The sequence below is a fragment of the Bacillus sp. CGMCC 1.16607 genome (assembly GCF_042683745.1).
Lineage (GTDB): Bacteria > Bacillota > Bacilli > Bacillales > Cytobacillaceae > Pseudoneobacillus.
In genome coordinates this window covers 315,450-338,513 of record NZ_JBHUJX010000012.1, presented here as the reverse complement: position 1 = coordinate 338,513, position 23,064 = coordinate 315,450, and the positions used below count along the sequence as shown (strand labels likewise).

19 protein-coding genes and 4 pseudogenes are annotated in these 23,064 nt (G+C 33.0%); 17 read left to right on the top strand and 6 right to left on the bottom strand.

All coding sequences use genetic code 11. The features are described 5' to 3' along the window. Window positions 1-166: 166 nt before the first annotated feature. Together ACFSO7_RS24025 and ACFSO7_RS08925 are read right to left on the bottom strand one after the other, a co-directional pair. Window positions 167-1,439: pseudogene (locus tag ACFSO7_RS24025) on the bottom strand (IS110 family RNA-guided transposase). A gap of 147 nt (window positions 1,440-1,586) precedes the next feature. Further along, on the bottom strand, window positions 1,587-2,057 hold the full coding sequence (locus ACFSO7_RS08925) for a staygreen family protein (protein ID WP_377876949.1): 471 nt from the start codon (window positions 2,055-2,057) through the stop codon (window positions 1,587-1,589). A 1,059-nt stretch (window positions 2,058-3,116) separates the two neighbouring features. On the opposite strand from ACFSO7_RS08925, the gene ACFSO7_RS08920 reads away from it, so the two are divergent. The 6 genes and pseudogenes from ACFSO7_RS08920 (at window position 3,117) to ACFSO7_RS08895 (ending at window position 7,024) form a co-directional block, all read left to right on the top strand. After that, on the top strand, window positions 3,117-3,236 hold the full coding sequence (locus tag ACFSO7_RS08920; protein WP_377876974.1) for a putative holin-like toxin: 120 nt from the start codon (window positions 3,117-3,119) through the stop codon (window positions 3,234-3,236). Between the two features lie 938 nt (window positions 3,237-4,174). After that, window positions 4,175-4,300, top strand: a complete 126-nt coding sequence (locus tag ACFSO7_RS08915) for a YjcZ family sporulation protein (protein WP_377876948.1) — start codon at window positions 4,175-4,177, stop codon at window positions 4,298-4,300. 136 nt (window positions 4,301-4,436) lie between these two features. Continuing rightward, window positions 4,437-4,823: pseudogene (locus ACFSO7_RS08910) on the top strand (transposase); the annotation flags it as partial. Window positions 4,824-5,463: 640 nt separating this feature from the next. Further along, window positions 5,464-5,830, top strand: a pseudogene (locus ACFSO7_RS08905) (VOC family protein). Window positions 5,831-6,278: 448 nt separating this feature from the next. Continuing rightward, complete coding sequence (locus ACFSO7_RS08900; protein WP_377876947.1) at window positions 6,279-6,611, top strand: site-specific integrase; 333 nt, start codon at window positions 6,279-6,281, stop codon at window positions 6,609-6,611. A 143-nt stretch (window positions 6,612-6,754) separates the two neighbouring features. Continuing rightward, window positions 6,755-7,024, top strand: a complete 270-nt coding sequence (locus ACFSO7_RS08895; RefSeq protein ID WP_377876946.1) for a tyrosine-type recombinase/integrase — start codon at window positions 6,755-6,757, stop codon at window positions 7,022-7,024. A gap of 182 nt (window positions 7,025-7,206) precedes the next feature. Here ACFSO7_RS08895 and arr read toward each other — a convergent pair whose 3' ends face one another. Continuing rightward, window positions 7,207-7,623: an NAD(+)--rifampin ADP-ribosyltransferase gene (gene arr / locus ACFSO7_RS08890; RefSeq protein ID WP_377876945.1), complete on the bottom strand. Its 417-nt coding sequence runs from the start codon at window positions 7,621-7,623 to the stop codon at window positions 7,207-7,209. A gap of 1,017 nt (window positions 7,624-8,640) precedes the next feature. Here arr and ACFSO7_RS08885 point away from each other — a divergent pair. The 5 genes and pseudogenes from ACFSO7_RS08885 (at window position 8,641) to ACFSO7_RS08865 (ending at window position 13,072) form a co-directional block, all read left to right on the top strand. Continuing rightward, entirely contained in the window at window positions 8,641-8,874 is a 234-nt protein-coding gene (locus tag ACFSO7_RS08885) for a DNA/RNA helicase domain-containing protein (RefSeq protein WP_377876944.1), read from the top strand. Further along, a complete protein-coding gene (locus ACFSO7_RS08880; protein ID WP_377876943.1) occupies window positions 8,867-9,205 on the top strand; it encodes a nucleotide pyrophosphohydrolase in 339 nt (112 codons plus the stop codon). The genes ACFSO7_RS08885 and ACFSO7_RS08880 overlap by 8 nt, the downstream gene beginning before the upstream one ends. A 359-nt stretch (window positions 9,206-9,564) precedes the next feature. Next, entirely contained in the window at window positions 9,565-9,897 is a 333-nt protein-coding gene (locus ACFSO7_RS08875; protein ID WP_377876942.1) for a phosphoribosyl-ATP pyrophosphohydrolase, read from the top strand. Beyond that, window positions 9,884-12,295, top strand: a pseudogene (locus tag ACFSO7_RS08870) (DEAD/DEAH box helicase family protein). The gene ACFSO7_RS08875 and the pseudogene ACFSO7_RS08870 overlap by 14 nt, the downstream one beginning before the upstream one ends. A 54-nt stretch (window positions 12,296-12,349) precedes the next feature. Then, the gene (locus ACFSO7_RS08865; RefSeq protein WP_377876941.1) at window positions 12,350-13,072 is read left to right on the top strand and encodes a restriction endonuclease; all 723 of its coding nucleotides are present in this window, start codon (window positions 12,350-12,352) and stop codon (window positions 13,070-13,072) included. Window positions 13,073-13,437: 365 nt separating this feature from the next. Here the strand turns inward: ACFSO7_RS08865 and ACFSO7_RS08860 are convergent, their stop codons facing one another. Together ACFSO7_RS08860 and ACFSO7_RS08855 are read right to left on the bottom strand one after the other, a co-directional pair. Further along, window positions 13,438-14,436, bottom strand: a complete 999-nt coding sequence (locus ACFSO7_RS08860; protein ID WP_377876940.1) for an NADP-dependent oxidoreductase — start codon at window positions 14,434-14,436, stop codon at window positions 13,438-13,440. Between the two features lie 41 nt (window positions 14,437-14,477). Further along, entirely contained in the window at window positions 14,478-14,813 is a 336-nt protein-coding gene (locus ACFSO7_RS08855; protein WP_377876939.1) for an ArsR/SmtB family transcription factor, read from the bottom strand. A 453-nt stretch (window positions 14,814-15,266) separates the two neighbouring features. Between ACFSO7_RS08855 and ACFSO7_RS08850 the strand changes: the two genes are divergently transcribed. Further along, a complete protein-coding gene (locus ACFSO7_RS08850) occupies window positions 15,267-15,827 on the top strand; it encodes a CBO0543 family protein (protein ID WP_377876938.1) in 561 nt (186 codons plus the stop codon). 500 nt (window positions 15,828-16,327) lie between these two features. Here the strand turns inward: ACFSO7_RS08850 and ACFSO7_RS08845 are convergent, their stop codons facing one another. Beyond that, window positions 16,328-16,552 carry an SAM-dependent methyltransferase gene (locus ACFSO7_RS08845; protein ID WP_377876937.1) on the bottom strand — a complete coding sequence of 75 codons (225 nt, stop codon included), beginning with the start codon at window positions 16,550-16,552 and terminating at the stop codon, window positions 16,328-16,330. Between the two features lie 218 nt (window positions 16,553-16,770). Between ACFSO7_RS08845 and ACFSO7_RS08840 the strand changes: the two genes are divergently transcribed. The 5 genes from ACFSO7_RS08840 (at window position 16,771) to rsgA (ending at window position 22,920) form a co-directional block, all read left to right on the top strand. Further along, on the top strand, window positions 16,771-17,784 hold the full coding sequence (locus ACFSO7_RS08840; RefSeq protein ID WP_377876936.1) for a S66 family peptidase: 1,014 nt from the start codon (window positions 16,771-16,773) through the stop codon (window positions 17,782-17,784). A 221-nt stretch (window positions 17,785-18,005) separates the two neighbouring features. Further along, entirely contained in the window at window positions 18,006-18,968 is a 963-nt protein-coding gene (locus ACFSO7_RS08835; RefSeq protein WP_377876935.1) for a helix-turn-helix transcriptional regulator, read from the top strand. A 74-nt stretch (window positions 18,969-19,042) separates the two neighbouring features. Continuing rightward, window positions 19,043-19,675 carry a type 1 glutamine amidotransferase family protein gene (locus tag ACFSO7_RS08830; protein ID WP_377876934.1) on the top strand — a complete coding sequence of 211 codons (633 nt, stop codon included), beginning with the start codon at window positions 19,043-19,045 and terminating at the stop codon, window positions 19,673-19,675. 751 nt (window positions 19,676-20,426) lie between these two features. Then, the gene (locus ACFSO7_RS08825) at window positions 20,427-21,488 is read left to right on the top strand and encodes a TolB-like translocation protein (protein WP_377876933.1); all 1,062 of its coding nucleotides are present in this window, start codon (window positions 20,427-20,429) and stop codon (window positions 21,486-21,488) included. A 355-nt stretch (window positions 21,489-21,843) separates the two neighbouring features. After that, window positions 21,844-22,920, top strand: a complete 1,077-nt coding sequence (gene rsgA, locus ACFSO7_RS08820) for a ribosome small subunit-dependent GTPase A (RefSeq protein WP_377876932.1) — start codon at window positions 21,844-21,846, stop codon at window positions 22,918-22,920. The last annotated feature ends 144 nt before the right edge of the window (window positions 22,921-23,064 follow it).

Genomic DNA, 23,064 nt, shown 5'->3' with positions numbered 1-23,064 from the left:
ATTCCTTCGTCACGCCTATCCAAGGGGTGGAAGCTGGTTTTGCTAACGGAACCGGTCAGAGCCCTTTTGTTAAAGTACATCCGGTACTCCGCGCTTTTTTGAAATCCTACGAATAAGCCAATTTTCGTAAACAAAATCATATATTAATATCTGAAGCTGATAGTTTTTAGGCTGCATCTACTTCTTCAACTGGAAACAGTTTATCAGGGGCGTATTCTAATCCATTACGTGCCATCCCAACTAGCACTCTAGCTAATTTTCCACACAGTTTCATGATTGATTTAATCTTCTTTAATTTTTTCTCCTTTACATTCACTGAATGAAGGGCTTTGAAATCAGTATTATTCATAACTAAGGTCATGGTTGCCATGAATTTATATCGTCTAAGTCGTGAACTTCCACGTTTAGAAAGGATTATCTGACCTTTCCATTTACCTGAGCTCGCTTCAGCTAAATGCAATCCGGCATGACGTAAAAGTGCATTACCATGAGCGAATCCACTTAAGTCACCTGATTCCCCTAGAATCCCAGCTACTATAATGGGGCTCATTCCTTTAATGGCAAGCATCTTCAGGGCAGTTGGTATTTGAGTAAGAATCTTTATGACTTCTTCTTCAATTATCTCTAGTTGCCTTGTGGCAAGATCATATTCTTCTAGTAATTGCTCAAGTGTAGTTTATGAGCATCTAGAGCCAGTTTAGTACCTACGGTACGTTTGGCAACTTCAATAAGGAAGTGAGTTTTGATAATCCTGCATGCCGTTTCATAATTGATTTCCATTTCATATCTATGTCTTCCGGTTTTAATGTAAATATTTCTCCTGGTGGGAAACAATCGAAGTGTGGCAATCGCACCTTTACAGGTAATATCATTGAATACTTGTTGTAGCTCTGGAAACACCATTTCCAACCATCGGTGGAGTTGATTTTTAGTGGTAACCAAACGTTTGATAATCACATCTCGGTTAGACATAAATATCCTCAGTTTTTCATAGATTTCTGGGTTTGAACGGGTGAATGCATAGTATCCGTTCTTAATCATATCTGCAATAACTAGGGCATCTTTAACGTCACTCTTTGATTGAGTATTATCACGGTTTTCTTTATTCTTTTTAACAAGGTGAGGATTGACTAGAACCACTTCAATATTATGTTCCTTCAATCATTTGGATAAATTCAACCAGTATTGCCCAGTAGGTTCCATACCCACAATAATTTTATTTAAATAGTGTTCGTGTAATAGATTGTTAATCCAGTCTAGTAGTCTTTTAAAACCATCCTCTTCATTGACAAATGAAATTGGTTTTCCTGAGACAATTCCACGAAAGTTTACAGAGCGAGCTACATGTACTTGTTGGGCGATTCTATTCCAACTACAAGATGTTGATCAGAAACTCGTTGAATAAGTTGATTTTGTTTCTGTTGCATTTTAAACTTCATAGTAGAGCTTCCTCCTTAAGATGATGAGTTAATAGAGTGGTGTCTATACTCTTTTATCTTACGGAGGGGCTCATTTTATTTCAAAAGCAAATTATCCATCTACAGGAAAGTTAATGGATGCCTTTGTTAAAGAATCTTAAGGTCAGGTTATTTGATAGATTGGTTCAAATATTGGCGTGGTGTACCATAAAAAGCAACTTGTCTATATTGCGGATAAGTAGATAAAAAATGGATAAAAATGGGTGAATCGAGAAGGACGGGATGTTGTATGTAAAATGGAAGGTCACCATAGACAATTCCATTAAGTGCAGTAGCCATTTCTTTTTTGAATATTTTATAACGAATGTCTGCAACTTTTTGACTGAACTCCCCACCATCCACATACGCTTTTCCTACTATATTTAAACGACCATGTGCATCTTTTTTCCATTCTGCTAATAATTCGTCACGCATTTTGGGGTTAATGGATTTATAGTTGTACATATATCCAATATCTAAAAATAATTCTGCTGTAATATCTGAATGCGTGAGAGTATATTTTCTTCCTTCAACTGGGTGATTGAAAGTGGTAGGTGGAATAAGTTTTACGGATAATTTCTGTGGATTAAAAACGGACATATATAATCCTCCTATAAATAAAATCAATGATTCCCATAGAAAAACATAAATTGATATGTATTACTTTATGTGGGTCAATAACTATAGGACTGTATTGATGCCCATGAAGGCTATGAAATCCTTTGTGTTTTATTGCACACTAACGAATAGCTAGATTGTATTAATGGAGTTGCGAAAGCAGCTTCTTTTCTGATTGGGGAAACGGGAAAGGAAGGTTAAAAAACGTATTTTCGAAAAGCATTAATCCTATATACTTTTTTCAGATTTTTTATAAAGGGGGATTGCAATTAAAAATGTATTGTAACTTGTATTATTGGCCATTATCCAGAGTTACTGTGGTCAACAAGAAAAAGGTTGTTGTTGATGTCGAAGTTGCTGTGGATATAGAATCTATAATTAAAGAACCATCTGAGTTAAAATTTAACAATAATTATTGCCGTTTTAGGAACTAATATTTGGTTATATAATAGCGACGATGGAACATCTACTGAGATTGAAAATGACTCAGAAATTCCACCAAGAATAGTGAAATACTAAACGACTCCATAAATTACAAATTTGGGTTCTGAAGTTAACTTGGAAATTGCTAAATCTCCTCAAGAATTAAGGAGGATATATTTGGAACAATAGTGAAAAAGGAAATAGGAGTGAAAGTTGAAGACAAGTCTTTTTAAACAGACGAACATGGACATTTAATTTATGAAATTAACGCAATTTGGGACCATGGGGTATGAGAATATCGTGATCTCCCAGTTGAAGGAAGCCATGCATTTGCCATAATGAACAATTTTGTTATATTTATTCATTTTTATAATCGAAAACCAGAGGCTTATTTGTATTCTTTATTGGAAAAGAGCATAGAGAAATTTCATACTACAAATCAAGAGGGTAAATCTCTAAACTATGACAATGCAGTGGGGAAAGGGAATAAATTATACTTAGTAAAGTACATAGACATTTATCAAATTAGTTTTGAGAGTAAATTAAAGTAAAATAGATCCTTCTGTAACCAATGACGAGAGATTGTTTCATGTTGAAAGATTAAAACAAGCCAAAAATATGCAAGTTTTTATTCATACCACTAAAGGCATTTTGAATTTCATGGTGACATATGATGCATTAGATGTGCTACTTAGTTTTGGAATGTTTCTCGTAGCCTTCAAGAAGGAGAACAGTTAATGTTTGAATGTAAGATAAAAGATGATTTTATTCCGAAGCTACCAATAGCCCGGTCTTTTTTCTTGTTGTACTTACGATGAGTTTACTTAAGAAGAAGTTGTTATTAAATGTTTTATTTGACCCAAAATACGAACGAAAAAAATCCAGTTTAACTTACTGGATTTTTTATGAATTATGAATAATTGGAAGCCATAAATTACAAGGGCATAGCAAATGGCAGTGAAAAAGATTTGTTTTGGCTTAAAGTTAACCAAAACAATCCAAATGTAAAACGAAAATCCAGATGGTCCCAACAAAAAATGTCCTAAAATAAAGCTCAAATCGTTAATGTTAAAGCCCAGAACCTTCTAAATATAAACTGGACGATACGATTAAGAAGATCAGACACAGTGTTTAATATAGAGTTGGAGTTGGAGGAGAACAATGGAAGTTAACAATATCTCTTAAAGCAACCGAATATTGATTCCATCTTCCGCCGAAAAACCTATAGCCATAAGCTCTTTGATGCCCGACAGTCGTCAAATAAAACCAGAAATTATCGCCGTTTCTAAGCCACAAATATGTGAAACGAAAAATACAATTTTGAAGGCCCCAGGTATTCAGAACAGATGGCATTTGTCGTGTATTTATCATAATCCGAGGTTCACTCCTTTTTGAAATTAGACTTATAACCAAGTTTATGCTCTGGGTCAAAACTTGGATTGGATGTATGCCTAGTGGCCCACCTAAATTCAAATATCATTGTAGAAGTAAATGGAATTGTTTAAGGATCGTTCAGGGATGGATTGCTGCAGCGGTATTTTTTACTTGTTATGCTAAATGAGAGTTTATTTAATTTATGGGAGTGTATAAATAATATTTAGTGAAAGAGCCCTTTCCCTTATTTATTCTTCCACATATTTCGTAAGGAATAAGTAAAAAGGAGACCTATACATTGTTTGGATACTGTTATAGTGGTTGCGGCTGTTTCGGTTTTGGCAGTTGCTTTTTTGTATGTAGCCAATTCGTTAATCGTAGTATTATTTATCTTGTTAATCATCGTTGGAGCAACAGTCTTTTATTAAACTAGAGTAATTAGAAAGCCCTTTTTAGGGGCTCTTTTTGTTTTGGCTTTGTTAAAGAATAATTTTGTTATTTGATTTTATCGAACGGTTGTTCCGTAACGGATGGACTTAAATTACCGATAGCGAGTGAGTTTTTATGGTTTTAGGGGACATAATTAACCAAATCAGAAATCTTAGCAGAAGAGACAAGCAGCGATCGAATGAGTTCTTTACAAACTCATTAGGGAATGCAGCAGAAACAGAGTCTGTATTCAAAGATGTATCAGAAGAGAACACAAAGACGGCTACAACTGCACTCATTGTCAATCCACTACGTCACTTGTTTCGGTAAATACCAAGTTAAAACTACAATCAATACCATTGAACTCCAAAGATACCGCTACAAAAAGTGCTGTAAAACATTCACAGATATGACGAACATCCTCTTCACAGAACACATATGCCGAGTAAATGGCTTCAGTTTATCGAATGTATGATTGAGGGGTATTCCCTTCGAAAATCAGCTAAACTCATTGGTGCTCATACTAATTTCCATATGTAATAAATTGATACGAATTTTATTGACCATTGGTAAGAAACAATGTAAGTTTTATGAAGATCAAATGTTGAAGGATATACCACACATGGCTACTTTGAAGAACGCGGCTTAATCTCTTTTACTCTTATTGTTTTATATGTTTTCAGGCACAGTTTTGATTTTTATTTGACATATGAGGCACGGATTAGTCAGTCACACAACTAAAATACAGGCATCGATCCTGTCGGGCAGCATTACTGACATCCACCTCATGGAAAGATTGGACGAAGGAATTTTGGAGCATTGACTATGTGAGACATGGGTGAGTTAAACTGTACACCTCCATGAGATAAGTGGACATCTATCAGTGCGATCATAATTTAACTAAATAATCACTTTTTGGATAAAGGTGTTTAGGTAGTATGGTCGTTTTTTGCTCAGAGGTACCAAATTTCCCCTCAATTACATTTATAAACAGACTTCACTGTTAACAATAAAAATGTATCTATCGAAAACGTGAGAAAACAAGAGAAATTTGAAGATAACTGTTTCTTTATAGAGGGAGGTTAATTCAATAATCGGAAGGAAAAAGGTATATAGAAAGGAAACTATTTGATATACCAGATTAAATAAAGGGGAGAAGGCTATGAGTAATTCATTTATTGAACAAGTACATTACATTAGAATTCCTGTAGAAGATTTAGAACTGTCAGCACAATGGTATAGAGATGTATTAGGGCTCCAGTTACTAAACAATACTGAGGAACTTGCCATTTTAAGTAAATGAAGGACCTTTCTTACTTATCTTAGTTCCTACCGAAGATGAAACATTTGACCATTTTAAAATTGATAATGAACAAGAATTTAGCATTGGCTTTACAAGTCCAGAATTATCTAAATTTCATCAACACTTAATTGACAATCAAGTTAAGGTCGAAGATATAAAAGAAGATAATTGTCATGCCTTTTTCCACTTTTATGACCCAAATGGTAATAAACTTCAAGTACACTGATAAGATAATAATAAATAAATTACCTTATTTCATTAACATGTGCTTTAACGGAATAAGAACGGGAACGTCCAAATCAGACGTTCCCATATTTATTGCCTGAAAAACAACAATGCTATTTAACAAAGCCTTTGTTTTAAATTACTCCCCTATATTCATATGGTTATGGGGAATACGGCTACACCCTACTGTATGCAATAGCTAGGTTAAATAATCTATAGATTTAGCCTGATTTAGGGGATTTTCAATAATTGTGAAATATTCTAATAGAGAGACAACCCAAATATTATGTGCATTGATACTTTATGATAATAAATTCAGTGTATGTTATTTAAATTCCTAAATTCTAGACATAAACCCAAGAACTTTTACCCAAAAACACATAAACTTTACTGTAAAAGTAAATGGGGAAAGTTCTATTACTCTAGACAACTATCTAATGGAATTAAGCATGTTTGCTGATATTGTAAAAAAGAAGGCTGAGGACAAAGCTACAGCAGATGTTCGAATGTACTTAAGTCAAGATGGGAATTTAAAAATGAGCACAATTAGGAAGAAACTATCTATCTTAAAGAGTTTTTTTAGTTGGTCAGTTTCAGAAGAATATATTAAACGTGATCCGAATACCAAACAAAAAGATCCAAAAGATGAAAACCGTCTTCCAAAGTCATTATCAATCGAAGAACTAGAAATGTTAAGAGAATCCTGTGATACAGTTAGACAACGTGCTTTTTTAGAAGTATTGTATGCAACGGGCAGTCGGTCATCTGAAGTTCATGGATAAAATAAACTTATATCAATCAACAGAATATGAGCACATTAGTGATTGGTAAAGGTGATAAACAAAGGTAAGTCTATTTTTCAATTAGAGCAATGTAACATTTAGGTAAATATATAAAAAGAAGAAATGACAATTGGGTAGCCTTGATGGTTACAGAGAGAAAACCTTATAGAAGGTTATCCAAACGGGCAATACAAAGAGAAATAGGTATAATCGCCCAAAAAGCAGGTATACAAGAAAAAGTAATTCCACATGTATTAAGAAACACTTTTGCTACTTTAACATTAAATAATGGTGCTGAATTGGTGGCGATTCAAGAGCTCTTAGGACATAGTGCTCCAGATAAGACTCTTAGGTATGCCAAGATTACTCATGAGCGAAAGCGAGAGCAACATAAAAAGTATCTGATTCAATAGGTTGCTGTCTATTTGACTCATACTGCGCAACAAATGCATTTCATTTATTGAAAGATTGTACTCTAAAGTAAAGTGATTTTGTCAGTAGTAGGTTTTCAACAATCGGGCCAGTTTATTGAAAAGGAGCCCCTCAAGAATTGAGGGGCTAGGGAGTTCGAATTTATTTATCTATATTTTGAGGATTAATCGTATATTACATTTTTTCCTTCTTCAGTTAACTTTTTTAAAGATGCAAGCATATGATTTATTTCTTCGTCGGAATGTCTTTCCCACGAACCTAATTCAGCTACTATTTTCAAAGGAGATTTGGACCTATAAGAACGTGTTGGGTTTCCTGGAAATCTTTTGTCAGTTAAGTTCGGATCATTTTCAAAATCACCTAATGGTTCTACAATATAAATTCTTTCTTTTGATTTAGATCTTGCTAATTCAGCACCCCATTTAGCAGCATTCAATGTTGCAGTAAAATATATATAGTTAGATTTTTTTTCTTGGTAATTTGATAAGTATTGTGGTTCTAATAAATCCCCAATTTTTAGTTCAGCTTTAGTTCCATGAAAAAAGGGACCATTATCTAATACATCTTTTTTGTCATTCATACTGATACACCTCTCATATTATTAGGTTTATATATAACAGTATAGTGTGTTAATTTTAGAAAGAGTAGCCTATAAAAGAATTGAAAATAATGGTATAATGTAAGTATAAAGAATAATACCGAACGATAATTTCTTAGGTTATTAAGCAATCTGGCGCTATTGTTGAAGATCATAAGCCTAATTCCTCGTTAAAAATAAGGAGGGATTAGGCTTTTTATCTTTCAAAATCCTTTATGTTGGAAATGCATTTTCTTGATTTTTGCTCCATTGATAAACGCGTTGGCAACAGGTGATAATTATCGTGACAGAAGCGGTACATTTCTATGGCTGTAATCACGATTAACAAAAAGTGAAGGAAAAGTTGATATTAATAGGGTTACAAGTATGAGTAAAGACCCTGCACAAATTTTTATCACCATCTTTCTAGCAATAATGAATGGTGATGAACACAAAAGAGCGTTTAACAATGAGATTAATAAGTAATTACTTGTAAGTATTAGGTAAAATTTTAGTGAATATTTCTTTAATAATACCTTAAATTCAACAGAAACATATTAATTATTACTATAACTCGGTAAAGGAAAATATCAGGTTTACAGCAAAATATTAAACAATTGAGATATTAGTCTACTAACTCAACCAAACAGAAGATAGTATAGTGTTTGAAGTTTGTGTAAAAGAGCAGAAGTGCTACATTGAGCACCAGTAGGAAGGGCTGCAAGGACTGTAAATTAATATTAAAATAGATAAGGATTTCTTAGTAAGAGCAGAGAAAAACAGGAAAGAGAACCGAATAAATACAGTTTTATAAAGAAGTAGAACAAGCAGGAAACTCAGTTTTTACAAATGAAGAAATAGTGTTAAAGAACAATAATGCAAAAATAATTAAGAATATATGTGGCAATACTTCTGTATTGCTGCTTTTTTTTGTATTTTTAAACAGTGAGTAACGGTTATCACAGATGTACCAACTAACAAATTTGTGTAAGAAAGTAACTTAATATTTATGTTTGCTCCTTGCTCAATCTGATAGATTATGGTGATAAAACTGAAGCCTATAAAGATGTTGGAGCATATTCCGGCACAGAAGGAATTAATAATGTTGAGGCTGCGAAAGAAAGAATAATATTAAATTCGGTTAATATTCTAATGAAGCGCGGTATTAAAGGATTGTATATATATGCCAGTGACGAACAATTAAGAAATAGACTTATTAAATACCAAAATAATTTAGGTGAAAGTAATGAATGAATTTAAACAATTAACAGACCAAATACTTATATTTAGAGATGAACGGGATTGGAAAAAATTCCATAATCCAAAGGATCTAGCGTTATCTCTTAGCTTAGAAGCAAGTGAATTACTTGAGAACTTTCAATGGAAATCAAGTGAGGAAGCTATTGAGAAAAATTTAGATAATATACAGGATGAATTAGCAGATATATTAATATATACTTTACTATTCGCAAATGAAACTGGTATCGATATTGGAAAAGCAGTAGAACAAAAGATAAGGAAAAACATTAAGAAATATCCAGTTGAAAATGCATATGGAAGTAATGCTAAGTATACAGAGTTTTAGTCATTGATAAGGCCTTGGTGCCAAACTCCTAGCGATTTAACCTACTGGGAGTTTGGCACCTATTTTTGTACTATTTTAATTAGTTTTGCTCACAATATATTTCGATCTGTATTTTGTCAGAACTCCAAAACCTATGTTTCTTATTTATACTTATAAACGGTGAGGTTAATAAACTGTTGGATAAATATTAGCGAATATCATGGGAAGTACTTTCTGGAAACATATTTTTATATTGGTCTAACACTTTAGTTAAAGTGTTAGTCTCTTTTTTATGCAAAATAATCAAAAGATGGATTGGATATTATTGTATAATTAAAAGGTAAAAACATGAAATTTGGCGATTAGAGAGGAATATGACTATGCCTATTTACAACAAACTAGTACGAGATCGTATACCTGATGTAATTGAATCAACTGGTAAAAGATTTTCTACGAGAATATTAAATGATAAAGAATACATAACTGAACTAAAAAAGAAAAGTTTTGAAGAGCTTGAGGAGTATGTGAAAACGGAAAATAATGAAGATGCAATTGAAGAACTAGCTGATTTACTTGAAATTATCCATGCTCTTGCAGAAGTGCACGGATCTTCAATTGAAAAGGTAGAAGAAGTGCGCAAGGTTAAGGAGGAAAAAAGAGGTGGTTTTAAAGAAAAGATTTTTCTTATCGAGGTAGAAGATGAACAAAGTTGAACTAATAACAAAGGATCTTGGAACTCATCTTATTAAACAGATGGATATTGCTTCTTCGATTTATATTTTAACCTCCTTTGTTATGAAATCAGGTATTGAATATTTAAAAAAGCCTTTAAAAAGAGCTGCTGAACGAGGAGCTGATATTAAAATTTGTTCGGGTGATTATTTATATATTACCCAGCCTGATGCCTTAGAAGAATTACTTTCAATTGATGAAAGTATACAAATCCGCTTATGGAAAAGTAATGGGAAATCCTTTCATCCAAAGGCTTATCATTTTCAAACAAATGATCAGGAATGTCTTTTTATTGGCTCATCAAATCTATCAAAATCAGCCCTCACCCAAGGTGTTGAGTGGAATTTGTCTGTTAGCTATGAAAAGGATGTATTTGCTGATGCTTTAGAGCATTTTATTAGCCTATTTTTGTCAGAACAGACAGTTGCTTTGAATGATGAATCATTGAAAGAGTACAGAGAAAGATACAGCCTATATCACAGAAAAAATCCAATTGTTGAAGAATGGACTTCAAAGGATGAATTAGATTTAATGCTACCTTCTAGCGAAGATAAGCCTTTATATCAAGATACTGTGCATGATCCATCTGCAACTTATGGAGAAATCAAACCACGTCGGGCACAGCTAGAAGCATTAGAAGAGTTAGATAAGACACTAGAGGAAGATTATAAAAAGGCACTTGTCGTTATGGCAACAGGTCTAGGAAAAACTTATTTAGCTGGATTCTTTGCTGAGCGGTTTTAAAGGGTTCTTTTTATTGCTCACAGAGAGGAAATTCTCTATCAGGCTAAGGACTCATTTAATAAAATCATGCCGACACGTACCTCAGGGATTTTTAATGGAAGTTTTAAAGAGAGCGATAGGGACTCAGTTTTTGCTTCTATATTTACTTTAAGTATGAGATCTCATCTTGAAAAATTTAAGCCTTATGATTTTGATCTAATCATTATAGATGAATTTCACCATGCAGCAGCTCACTCCTATAAGCAAGTATTGGATTACTTTGAACCACAATTTCTATTAGGAATTACCGCAACCCCTGACAGAAATGATAACAAAGATGTATATGCGCTTTGTGATGGAAATGTTGCATTTAGACTAGATTTTTTGGATGCAATAAAGCGAAAGTGGTTATCACCGTTTAAGTATTTCGGGGTATATGATGATACAGATTACAGTCAAATTACCTGGCTGGGTCATCGTTATGATGAAGCGGAATTACTGCAAGCACAGTTACGAGAAGATGTTGCTGAAAAAATTCTTCTAGCATGGGAAGAAAAAAAACAAACTAGAACACTAGGATTCTGTTCATCCATTAAACAGGCAAATTTCCTATCAAAATATTTTAATGAAAAGGGTTATAAAACGATTAGCCTTCATTCTCAACAAGTAGATATTTCTAGAAGAACCGCAATTGAACAGTTAGATAAACAAGAACTGGATATAATCTTTACTGTTGATCTATTTAATGAAGGGGTCGATATTCCTTCCGTTGATACATTGTTGTTCGTGCGTCCAACGGAATCTTTGACCGTTTTTACTCAGCAGATTGGTCGTGGTCTACGACTGCATCCAGGTAAAGAAACTTGTGTGATTATCGACTTAATTGGAAACTACCGAAATCCTGACATTAAAATTGGATTATTTAATACTGAAGTAACTGAGGGTAATGGAAGGCAATCCCATCCGGTTGTTCCAGAGTTTTGTGAGATCAATTTAGATTTAGCAGTAGTAAATCTATTTAATGAAATAAAGTGTAAACATCATCCACGAAAAGATAGATTGTTGAATGACTACTTTGAATTAAAAAATGAACTAGGGAGAAGGCCTTCCTATTTAGAACTACATCTAAAAGGCGCATCCGAATCCAATCAATATAAACAAGAATTCAACTCGTATATTGGCTTTTTAGATTGGGCTGAGGAACTTTCTATGAGAGAGAAGGAAGTTTGGGAACGTTATGAGAAATGGCTAGTAGATGTTGAAAAAACAGTCATGACGAAAAGCTATAAAATGATTGTTTTGTTAGCGATGCTAGAGCGTGGTCCATCTAATTGGTATAGACCGATTACCTCAAATGAAGTAGCTCCATTTTTTCATCATTATTTAATGGAAACAGAATATCGCAAACGAATTGATTTCTCAGATAAATCTTCTATTAAGCTATGGAATTATCATGAGGGTCGGATAAGTAAACTAATAGCTACTATGCCTATGTCCAAGTGGAATGGAAGTGTAAATAGCTTAACAACTTTTGAGGATAATGTGTTTTCTTTAAATTTTGATGTTCTTCCAGAAGACGAAGAAATTCTTTATAACTGGACGAAAGAGATATGTGAGTATAGATTGCATTATCATTTTGAGCGTAAGACTAAATAACTTCGTATCATAACAAATACGGGGCTTTTTTAAAAAAATATTGGAGGGAGAAAAATGGCTAGAAGAAAAAGTGCTACTAAACGAGAGTCGGAATTCGTTGATAATTTTATAGGATTTTCAAGTCTTGGTGTGTTTTTTATCGTTTATATGATCACTAAGTCATTCGAGACATCCATTACAATTGGAATAATAGGCTTTATCTTTTCAATTACATACTTGATAATTAGGAAAAAGAAATTCAATGAGAAGGTTAGGAAATCAAAGATTCAAGATGTAGATACCATGACTGGTGTGCAGTTTGAGTATTTCTTAAAACTAATTTTTTCGCAAAAAGGATATAAAGTTCAAACAACAAAAGTAACAGGTGACTATGGTGCTGACTTAGTAATGACTACTGGAGATAAGCGGATTGTGGTACAAGCAAAGAGGTATAGTAAACGTGTAGGAATTAAAGCCATACAAGAGGTTGTTTCTTCAATAGCTTTCTATAAGGCATCGGAAGGTTGGGCCATTACAAATAATGAGTTCACTGATGCAGCAGTTCAATTGGCTAAAGCAAATGGTATTAAATTAATTGAACGAAATGAACTTATAAATATGATTTCTCAATTGGATGAGAACCAAACAGCAGCTACCGTTGAAGAAACTATTAAAAATATAAATAAAGATATTTGTCCGAAATGTGGTTCTGAGATGATAAAGCGTCGAGGGAATAGGGGAGAGTTTTATGGATGCAGTAGTTTTCCTAGATGTAAATATACAAAGGCTGTTGGTTGATTTAAGGAATTCGTCGCATGTATAGAGAATATGGGAAATATCCTTGGTTGCTAAGGGTATTTCCCAAAAAAACGATTTACAATAACATTTTCATGTTGTAATTCTACACATATGAGGCATACACTATTGCATCCATTATATTTTAAGGCTAATGAACGAATATTATTATATACTGGAATTATCTTATCTTTAGCAAATGTATATGATGTATGGCACAATACTGCGATAAATCTATTTGAAACCTATATAATAAATGATGATAAGGATCATGAAGATGAAGAAAAACCACTATTCTTATTTATTCTTACTTTATTAAATGAAATTACTTTCTTAGCAAATAGACCTTTTGAGAATTATAAAAAGAACTATCTAATTTTTACTATTATTTTCCCTTTAGCTCTTCCCGACTCTGCATATTCCATCGCTTTTTGAGCATCTTTAAAGGAAAAGACTCTATCTATGACAGGTTTGATTTTACCAGACTCAATAAAGTTTGCAATGATACGTAATTGTTCTCCACTTGGTTTCATAAACAAAAACGTATATTGAACATTATGCTTTTTTTCAAGTGCAGTAAGTTTATGACTTGCTGCTGAAAACAACAACGTTTTAAAAAATCCAGAACCATATTCTTTAGCAAAACTTGCATTTGGTAAACCCGATACGGAAACAATTTTTCCTCCGTCTTTTAGAATATTGAAAGATTTTTCAAGGATCTCGCCCCCAAGTGTATCGTATACAGCATCATAATTTTTCAGAATCTCTTCAAATTTTTCTGTCTTGTAATTAATTATTTCATCTGCTCCAAGTGATTTCACCAAATTCGTACCAGCATCACTTGCCGTTGTTGCAACAGTGGCACCCATTAATTTTGCCATTTGAATAGCGAAGGTACCAACACCACCAGATCCAGCATGAATCAAAATCTTTTGTCCTTTTTGTAATTGCAAAATGTCTGTTAAGGCTTGATAGGTTGTTAACCCAACTAGAGGGATCGACGCTGCTTCCTCAAAGCTCAAATTTTTAGGTTTTAAGGCGATGTCATCTTCATGAATAGCGATATATTCTGCAAAAGTACCGATTTTACTCTTACGTGGACGAGCATATATTTCGTCACCAACTTTAAAACGAGTCACTTTTGCGCCAACCTTTGCCACGACACCAGAAAAGTCATTCCCTAAGATAAGAGGCATTTTATATTTAACTAACAATTTCACTTTCCCATCGCGTATCTTAAAATCAACAGGATTTATACTAGCTGCATGAATTTCAGCGAGCACCTCATATTCACCAATCTCAGGAGTCGGTATTTCTGCCAAACGCATAGGCACTTTCCCATACTTATCAATAACCATTGCTTTCATTGCATACCCCTCCAAATAATGTATGTTTATAATTCATCATTTCAATAAAATGTCTGCATGAACTTTTCAATATCCAACACAAGCGTTTTTAGTAAACCTAATTTTGTACGCACGTTAATGTAATAAAAGTTCTTTGTTCCTTCTTTACGCATTAAAATAACACCAGCATCTCGTAAAATTTTAAGATGATGTGATACAGCAGGTCGTGAAAGATGAGTTTGTTCAGTAATTTCACCAACACGTAATCCTGTTTGACAATCCGTTCCCATTAAAACTAACAAGATTGATTGACGTGTTTCGTCCCCAATTGCCAGTAGTACTTGCTGACAATTCATAAAATCTTCTTTGATCATATTTAGTTGGTCATGTTTATTCATTCCATTACAAACCTCCAATAATCAGTTGAATAGTTTAAGTTGACGAACCATATCAACGAATACAACAATAGTATATTCTTAAATTCGGTGCAATATTGAGAAAGCAAATCGAGACGAATCAAATTATTGACGTGGAAAACCTACTTAAACAGTTACGTCAATTTAAAAATTCTAGTGAACCATCGGATAAAGAGTGGGGAGGGACACTCTCTTTTTTTGTAAAAGAGATACCATCATACCCAAATGTTGTTCAAGCCGATTGACATTAAAAAGAAACAAGAAACAAATGTTAAAGTATATTATGACTCTTTTATTAGAGATTATTTGAAAATCAAATTTGAAACTAATAGTTAAAGTAATGATAAAAAATGGTCTAAATTAAGGAGGCGGTTAATTGAAAAAGCTATTGGAAATATTAATGGTAGTCTTTTATTAGAAGGTGAATGAAACAAAATGGCGCCATTAATCAGTGAAGAAGAAATTAATAGATCAGATGAGTTTTTTGAACAAATTCATAAGATTGAAAAAGAATATTTTCATTATTGGATTGAAAATACATTATGGGATTGGGAATTTTGGTTATCCATATTTTTATCAGTATTTCCGTGGATTGTATGGTTAATCGTTCGGAAACGAGGAAGTGAGGCAAGGCTACTTTTAGCTGGGAGTTTCGCTCTAATCATTGCTTCATGGTTAGATTTTCTAGGTATAATATTTGGGCTTTGGCATTATTCAGGAAGAGTTTTACCAACAATTCCAGCCTTTCTACCTTGGGATTTTTCATTGATACCAGTAACTCTTATGCTTTGGTTGCAATTTAAACCAACATACAATCCATTTTTAAAAGCTATTATCTATTCTGCTTTGTCATCTTTTATCGGCGAACCTCTATTTGAATGGATAGGATTTTACACAGAAGTAAACTGGAGTGCTTTTTATTCCTTCCCAATATATACAGTGATTTATTTGATTGCCTATCGAATTAGTCAAGCGAAAACATTTGATACTTTATGAATGTTTCAAACAAAAGATAATTTTATTTTCAACAATCTTAATACTGAAAAATATTGCGAAAGGATATTTTTAAAATCAGGAAATACAGAAATAAGATATTGGCAACGACATTTCTTTTGATTGTGATGTAGTTTTATAAATAAGTTAGATCATTAATAACAAAGTACGATTATTTATAAGATTAATATCCTGTGTTGTGTGCAGGATTTTTATTATTAAACATTCGGGCTAGATTGTTAAGTAACTTGTATATTGTGTAGTAGATTCATACTATGCAATAAATATCTTTGGTGATTTTGTAAAGGAATTTACAGAAACAAACTCTTCTGGGTGCTGGTATAATGTTTGATAAAAGTTCTGAATCATCGTGTATATCCATTAATAAACATACAATATTTATGTTTGCGAATTAAGGTACTAACGGGGCAGTTTAGTTCAATAAGAAAAACAAAAAATACCGCTCAATAATCCAGACAATGAAAAGTATTTAAAATTATATATTACCTCTTTACAGTATGGATAAAATAGACTGTCTCAAAAGCACATAAATAATCTGTACGATCTCTAAAGAAAAGTTCCTGTATTCCATTAGGTGTCAAATGTTCATAAATAAGCAAACCTGATTCTAATAACATGGTTTGAACTTTGTTATTTGTGAAATTGGATTTGATCGATTCGCCACTTGCTGAAGCCATTTTAACCCAATTTTCAACTCTATTAGACATGCCTTTCTTTTCATAGAGTGCATAGTCAAAAACTATAGAGCTTCCCGATGGGACTTTAGCAAATAAATGTTTAATCAGGCTTGAGTTTTCATCTAGAATTGAGATAGAACAGTATACGGCTTTTTTTATGAAAAAGGAGGTTAGTGTAATAAAAGAAGTGTTTTTTAATAACATATAAAATGTTATTTTTATAAAAAGCGTTGGGAGAGTGGCTAAGCATGATAAAATATCCAATCTTAGAAAAAGGTGCAACAATAGGAGTAACTGCACCATCCTCTGGAGTCCCAAGTGAATTACATCACTTGTTGAAATCTGCATTCAAAAGTGTGGAAAAGAAAGGTTTTAACTTCATCTGCGGTGAAACTGCATGGACACAAGATAAGGAAAAGTCTGCATCTGCTAAAAAGCGTGCAGAAGAGTTCAATAAAATGATGCTTAGTGATAATATTCAACTTATTATTCCTCCTTGGGGCGGAGAGCTACTTATTGAGACACTTGAATATATTGACTTTGAAAATATAAAAAGTAAGTGGATATTAGGTTATTCTGATATAAGTCTGCTACTGTTAGCCATTACATTGAAAACGGGTACAGCTACAGCGCACGGAACCAACTTAGTGGATTTAAGAGGAGAGTATTCTGATGATACGACGGCAATGTGGCGAACAGTATTGTCTACCAAAATGAATGAATCAATTCTCCAACATTCATCAGAAAAATATCAAAAAGAATGGCAACCTGATAACCCTACTCCTTATATTTTCAATCTAACGGAACAAACTTACTGGAAATCAACTGTAAACGAAAAAGTTAAGATACAGGGGCGATTACTTGGTGGTTGTATTGATATAATTAGGCATCTGATTGGTACACCATATGGGAATGTACAAAATTTTAAAGAGAATTATATTGAAGGAGATTCTGTTATTTGGTATCTCGAAAATTTGCAGTTATCGCCAACTGAATTGCGTAGGACCCTCGTGCAAATGAAATTAGCAGGTTGGTTTGAGGATTGTAGTGGCATTATGTTTGGGAGAAGTCCAGCAAATCCAGCTGTTACAAATTATACAGTTGAAGATGTTTATAAAGAACTTTCTAAAGAGCTACAAATTCCTATTCTGTACGATATTGATTGCGGTCATGTTCCACCACAAATGACTTTTATAAATGGAGCATTCGCTGACGTTGAATCAGATAATGGTCAAGGTACTGTGTTACAAACTTTTAAATAAAATTATAGATGTGTTCTTTAAAATATACGAGTTTTTATTCATTAAGACTTGTTTTTCTCGACTATTTTTTTGTGCGAGATCCATTAAAGAAGCAGGTTAGTTGAACAAAAATAATACTTTAAAAGGAAAAAAAATGCGGACTGAAAAGGTGCGGGGGTTAAAAAGAAAAATGAAAAAAATACTGGAAAGAATAGAATACAGCATCATTGAGGTAGAATTATATGCCTAAAATTGACAATATGTTAGCAATTCTATGGATGCTTCGTTCAGGTGAAAAAATTACTGCAAAACAAATTTCAGAAAAGTTAGAGATGAATATAAGGACTGTGTATCGTTATATTGATACAATTTCAACAAGTGGCGTACCTATAATTTCAGAACCAGGACATAACGGTGGATACACTTTAATGAACAATTTTATTGAGGCCCCTCTTTTTTTTGATTTTGAGGAGCAAACTTCACTATTTCACGCTGCTGTTTTTGCAGAAGAAGCTGGATATTATGGAGGTGAAGCACTAAATAGGGCCATTTCAAAACTAAGTAAATACTCAAATCAAGAGCAGAAAACAAAGATAAACCAACATTTAACTAGTCTTGAAGTAATAAGTCGATTAAGTTCACTCTCTATGGAACCTTTTTTGAAGGAGTTGGAGCAGGCCATTGCTGACGGGTACTCAGTAAAAATTCTCTACCATAAAGGTGGCGAAAAGCAATTAAATTATAGATTGGTCGATCCGTACAGAATTATCTATTGGAATAATAAGTGGTATGTGATTGGATTTTGTCATCTTAGGAATGATATCCGTAGTTTTAGAGTAGATCGAATTGAAAGTCTAATGCTAACCGAAAATAAGTTTATCCGGCCAGAAAATTTTTCAGCACGTGACTTTTTTATAAAAAGTCTTCTTCCAACTATGGAAGATAAGGAAGGGATTATTTCTTTGGTTATTAATGGGGATAAAAGTGTATTAGCTGATATTTGCCAACATTGGTTTTTAGGACATTATTTACAAGAACGGACTTCAAATCAAGCAGTTTTTCTTCTTGAAAAAGATATGATACATACATATGTACCTTATTTACTTTTACCGTACAATAAATCTATTAAAGTTATTGAGCCAATAAGTCTTAAGAAAAGACTTATTGAAGTTCTGTCGGATTTAATAAAATTTCATCAAGTATAATAACTTCCCTGACGTTAACTGTCAGGGAAGTTTTATTATACTAGCTATATCAATTGTGATTGGAGTGTTATTGGATGCAAACAAAAAAAGCTTTTCTATATGTATTTAATACAATGTCGGACTGGGAATATGGATATTTAATCGCTGAACTAAACTCAGGAAGATATTTCAAAAGAGATTTAGCACCTTTAAAAGTAATTACAGTAGGAGCTAATAAGGAAATGATTACTACTATGGGAGGACTGAGCATAAAACCAGATATTTCCCTTGATGAATGTACTCTTGAGAGTAAAGATCTTTTAATCTTACCAGGAGGGACTACTTGGAGTGAGGAAATTCATCAACCTATCTTGGAAAGAATAGGGCATGCTTTAAAGCTTGGCACTGTTGTTGCTGCAATTTGTGGTGCAACTGAGGCCCTTGCGAATATGGGATACTTAGATACTAGAAAGCATACAAGTAATAATTTAGAATACACTAAAACGGTATGTCCTAACTATAAAGGAGAAAAGTTCTATGAGGTGGGATCAGCGGTATCTGATGCGAATTTAGTTACTGCATCAGGAATAGCTCCTCTGGAATTTGCGATGGAAGTACTGAAAAAATTAGATGTATTTGCACCAGATACATTACATTCCTGGTATAACCTAAATAAGACTCATAAATCTGAATACTTCTTCCAGTTAATGAATTCAATAAATAGCTGAGCTAAAAATCTACTTAGCAGTTTTATATTAGTTCAAATATAAATAATGAAGTAACGGAAAAGCTCACTTTCTCTATTTTGTTTTGCAGTGAAGTTGGGCTTTTTAATTTGTAATTTCCTTATCGTTGTAAATCCGCATTATCCTGACGCTACCCCTTATTGAAGATACGTGCAACATTCCTGATAGGAGTTTGTGAACAAATGTACTTAAACTATAGGAGGCTTTAATACAACAAGGAATAAAATTTCAGAGCAAATAATATGCAAGAATTTATGCATTTCTTATATATTCAGGCTCTTTTCCATTCATATAACATGCTTCAATAAACAGCATGTTTTATTTACCGAATACATTATTAAAGGGAAGTATAACGTAACATATGTATAAGAAGAACAACTAAAAAGAAGGTCATTTGCTGCGCAGTACAACGATACTATGCAATAGTAATAGGAAATTCCACACTCGGGCGCTTTTCTGAAACAAGGAAGCGTTTTTTCTCATTAAAGGGTCAGATGGTTGAATCACTCACTTTCATTGTGAATGAATGACTATGTTAAATTATTTAGGGGATATAGTGAAGAATAGCATTTAAAGTATTTGTAAGCAGGTTAGTGATAGAAGATTCCTCTATTTAGTTAAGCTATTTTTTCCTTAAAAAAGAGTAAAAACTTATAAAAATGTATAATTCAGTATATATTTGTTAAATAATATATAAACTGACTAGTCATTATATAAAAGGGAGGGAAACTGTTTGACAAGAAAACGAAAAATAGGTTTGACGGTTGGATTAACAATATTTATCGGTTTAGCATTTCTTATATGGTTTGGTTTTAAAGGAATTATGAAAGAAGTTGTGCTTAGTGATACATACCCTGAGAATAATCCCTATAAGAGAGTTTCTATTTCGCCAGATGATGAACAGATTGCATTTTCATATTTTAAAAACAGAAAAGGTGCGATTTATTTAGCTGATAAAAAGGGGAATGTAAAAGAACTAGCGAAGCCAAAGAAGAGCTATCATTATATCGACCCGATGTTTTTCGCAGATGGTCAGAAACTTCTTTTTCTTTCATCTTCCTATGAAAAAGAATTGAAACAAGCCATATATATCATGAATGTCGATGGAACGAGAATAAAACGTTTAACACCAGAAGATGAATTAGTAACAGAAGCGGTGATTTCACCAAAAGGTAATCGAATATACTACATAAAAGCTGCGGAATTTTATGCGGAACATCCTGGAGTAGCAGCTATTCCTTATAATTATGATTTGTATTCAATAGATATAAACGGATCGAATATTCATAGGATCACTAAATTTTCAAGTGATTTCATTCATGACTTATCGATTTCAGCAGATGGTACGAAGCTTGGAATGATTTTGGAGCCTTTTGATAAAAATGATAACCCGATTAAAGCAAATATCCTAAATAGTACTAAAGAAACAGAATATGTCGTTTACGATATAAAAACCAATGAGTTTACTGCGCTGTCAGTTCCGCTTTCTGGTGGTATATATGAAACATTTCCAGTTATTTCTCCAAATGGTAAGAAAGTTGCCTTCAATAATGATAGGACTCCAGAAGATGAGAATTATGACGTAGAGTTATCGGAGTTTGATATAAGTACAGGGAAAATCAGTCCACTCTCCAAATTAGAAACAGAGTCGATGGTTTATGCAAATGATAATACCCTGTATTTCATTTATGATACTGACCGGGATTTTGATAAGAGGAATTTGAGATTAGGGAAAATAAACAGTGATGGTTCAGGGTTTTCCGAGGTAATTAATTTTAATGAAATGATGAAGTAAAGACAACACTGATATAATATGGACAGGTTATTTCAAAAATAGGAAAAGTCATTGTATATTTTTTACTATTATGTTAATATAAACATAATTATTAGGAGAGGGGTGAGTGTTACTTATGAAGAAAAGTTTAATGCATTTTACCTTAGTTTCATCTTCATTTCCACTCACTCAATCGGATAAATATTAATTAATATTTTATGTTTGGAAAATAGAAGGATTTGCGACTTCTTATTTACGGGAAAGAGCTACAAGGTAATCATAACTATTACTTTGTAGCTCTTTTTTCGTTGTTAATAACTAAGGTAATTTCTAAATTTTTCTTCAAATAATTTCTAGTTAAATTGGAGGAAAAATTATGAAACATCTAGGTTGGGATTCTTTTTTTGAAAGTCATTTAAATATTTATCAGGGAAAGGGATATTTGCCTGGTAGAGTTATAAAGAAAAATAACGAACAATATACAATCATTGCTGGGGATGGTAGTATCCAAGGTAAATTATCAGGGAAATTCAGATACAATATTCATGTCTCAAAGGACTTTCCAGCAGTAGGGGATTGGGTAGTTTATGAAGCGAAAGCGTATAGTCAATTTGTATCTATTCATGCCGTTTTGCCAAGAAAAAGCTGTTTCTCTCGAAAACAACCAATTTCAGGTGGTAGGAAGATAAACAAAGGCTTTATAGATGGTGGTTCCACTGAAGAACAAGTAATTGCAGCTAATATTGACAGAATTTTTATCGTCAGCGGATTAGATAGTAATTTTGATATTCGTAGGATCGAAAGGTATATTACCCTTACTTATAACAGTGGCGCAGTTCCAATAATTGTCTTGAACAAAGTAGATTTATGTAACAATGTAGATGAATATTTAGAAAAGGTAAAATCAATAGCACTTGATATTCCAATTCTTACAATTAGTGTGGATAAAGATATAAATATGGATAGTATGCACCCATATTTATCTACAGGAAAGACAGTTGCTCTATTAGGCTCATCTGGAGTTGGGAAGTCTACTATTACTAATTACCTTTTAGGAGAAGAGAAGCAACAAAAGCAACCAACAAGTAAGGCTACAGGTAAAGGTAAACATACGACTACAAGTGCTGAACTTCTCATTACCAATTCAGGATATATTATTATTGATACACCGGGTTTAAGAGAGCTGCAACTTTGGGGTGATCAAGAATCTTTAGCGGAAAGCTTTAATGATATAACTGTTCTTTTAGGTAGCTGTAAATATTCCAATTGCAGTCATCAAACCGAACCAGGGTGTGTAATCAATAGAGCGATTGATGAGGGAAGTATCAGTAAGGAAAGGTTTGAAAGTTATAAAAAACAGTATGATGAACTTTATAGATTAAGTTTAAAGAAAAAGAGAATTGACATACAAATAAGTAAAAAATTAAAACAGAGAAAAAGGTCCAGGTATTAATTTCTGAATAATAGTCTCTTCAACAAATAGGCGGTTTAGTGGAAGAATGAGCAGAATAATTATTGTGATTTTCATCCAATCAGAGAAATACCAAGAAAACAGTTTAGCAGATTTAGAATTTATTTCTTACTGACTTTCAACTCG